Consider the following 1899-nt stretch of genomic DNA (forward strand, 5'->3'; position numbering starts at 1 on the left):
GAGCGCGGACGCTCGCACACCGCGCTGCCGAAGGCGGGCATGGACCTCGCCGGCGCCGCCGCGCAGGTGGCCCGCACCGGCACGGCCGCACAGGTGGACGCGGCGGTGACCGTGCTCGAGGATGCGCGTCGCAAGCTGTACGCGATCCTGGCCGACGCCTGATGGCCGATCGCGTCCCGGAGGCCGCACGCGGGCCGCACCGGGCACGCTACCGGCGCATCCTGCTCTTCGCGGCGCGCGCCATCGTCCAGACCTGGTGGTTCGAGCTCGTGCTTCCGCGACTCGGTCTGGTCGCCGTCGCGGAGCGCACCCGCGAGGGGCGGATGCTGCGGCTCGCGCGGCGGTTCCGCGACCTCGCGGTCGAGCTCGGCGGGCTGATGATCAAGGTCGGGCAGTTCCTCTCCTCGCGCCTCGACGTGCTCCCGCCGGAGATCACGGCGGAGCTGGCCGATCTGCAGGACGAGGTCCCTGCGGTCCCCTTCGACGACATCCGCGCGCTGGCCGAGGCGGAGCTCGGGGTCCCGCTGAGCCGTGCTTTCGCGGCGTTCGATCCCGCACCGGTGGCCGCGGCGTCGCTGGGGCAGGCGCACCGGGCCGTGCTGTCCGCCGAGGACGCCGCCGACACCGGGCTCGAGGCGGTCGTCGTCAAGGTGCAGCGGCCCGGCATCGATGCGGTCGTGGCCGTCGACCTCGCCGCGCTGCGCCGCGTCGCGGGGTGGCTGAGCCGGGTGCGGATCGTGTCCGACCGCGTGGACGCCCCGGCGCTCGTCGAGGAGTTCGCAGCCACCTGCCGCGAGGAGATCGACTACCTGCACGAGGCGTCGAATGCGGAGCGGTTCGCGGAGTGCGTGGCGTCCGACGCCCGCGTGGCGGCCCCGCAGGTCGTGTGGGAGCGCACGACGCGGCGGGTGCTCACGCTCGAGGACGTCACCGCCATCAAGATCAACGACACCGTCGCCCTCCGCGCCGCGGGGATCGATCCCTCCGACGTCGCCGATGTGTTCGCGGACGTGATGCTCGACCAGGTGTTCACGCACTCGTTCGTGCACGCCGACCCGCACCCGGGCAACATCTTCGTCACGCCGCTGCCGCAGGGCGATGCGGCGGGCCCGGCGCCGGGCCATGCGGCGGGCTCGGTGCCCTGGCGCCTCACGTTCGTCGACTTCGGCATGATGGCCGAGGTGCCCGACGGCATCCGGGACGGCCTGCGCACGCTCGTCATCGCCATCGCCGCCCGCGACAGCCGGGGGCTGGTGGCGGCGGCGCAGGAGATCGGCGTGCTCCTGCCGTCGGCCAGCACCGTGGAACTGGAACGCGCGCTCACCGCGCTGTTCGCCCGCTTCGGCGGCATGGGCTTCAGCGAGCTCCGCCACGTGGACCCGAGGGAGTTCCGCGACTTCGCCGTGGAGTTCGGCGACACCGTGCGGGCCCTGCCGGTGCAGTTCCCGGAGAAGCTGCTGCTGCTCATGCGCGCCGTGGCGCTGACGTCAGGCCTGTGCAGTGCGCTCGAGCCGGAGTTCAACCTCTGGGATCCGGTGGAGCCCTACGCCACCCGGCTCCTGCGCGACGAGAGCGGAAACCTGGCGCAGGACCTCGGGAAGCAGGCCCTGGCGAACGCGGGGGTCCTGTGGCGGCTGCCGCAGCGGGTGGACTCGCTGATCACGCGGTTCGACGCCGGGACCCTCACCTTCGACACGTCGCCGCTGGAGCGCCGGCTCGACCGGCTGGTGAGCATCGGGCGGCGGGCGGTCTCCGCGGTGCTGTTCGCGGCGCTCCTCATCGGCGGGACCCTTCTCCTCGGCCCGGTGCCGGTGCTCGGCTGGATCCTCATCGGCGTCTCGGTCCTGCCCCTGCTGCACGCCCTGTTCGCCGGCGTCGCCGGCCGCGGGCCGCGCTAGC

Annotated in this window: 1 protein-coding gene and 1 pseudogene; both read left to right on the plus strand. The window is 73.8% G+C overall.

Annotation, left to right across the window (positions count from 1 at the left end; translation table 11 throughout):
• Nucleotides 1-162 (plus strand): annotated as a pseudogene (locus MR1_RS20630) (PadR family transcriptional regulator); the annotation flags it as partial.
• Nucleotides 162-1898 (plus strand): ABC1 kinase family protein, encoded by a 1737-nt coding sequence (locus MR1_RS19045; protein WP_067250854.1) that lies wholly within the window; start codon nt 162-164, stop codon nt 1896-1898. The pseudogene MR1_RS20630 and the gene MR1_RS19045, both read left to right, overlap by 1 nt.
• Nucleotide 1899 lies beyond the last annotated feature (1 nt).

It is taken from the genome of Microbacterium resistens NBRC 103078, assembly GCF_001552355.1.
Classification (GTDB): Bacteria; Actinomycetota; Actinomycetes; order Actinomycetales; family Microbacteriaceae; genus Microbacterium; species Microbacterium resistens.

Excerpts from the sequence above, each read along its gene's own strand:
- MR1_RS19045 (WP_067250854.1), top strand. The coding sequence starts at position 162 with ATGGCCGATCGCGTCCCGGAGGCCGCACGCGGGCCGCACCGGGCACGC.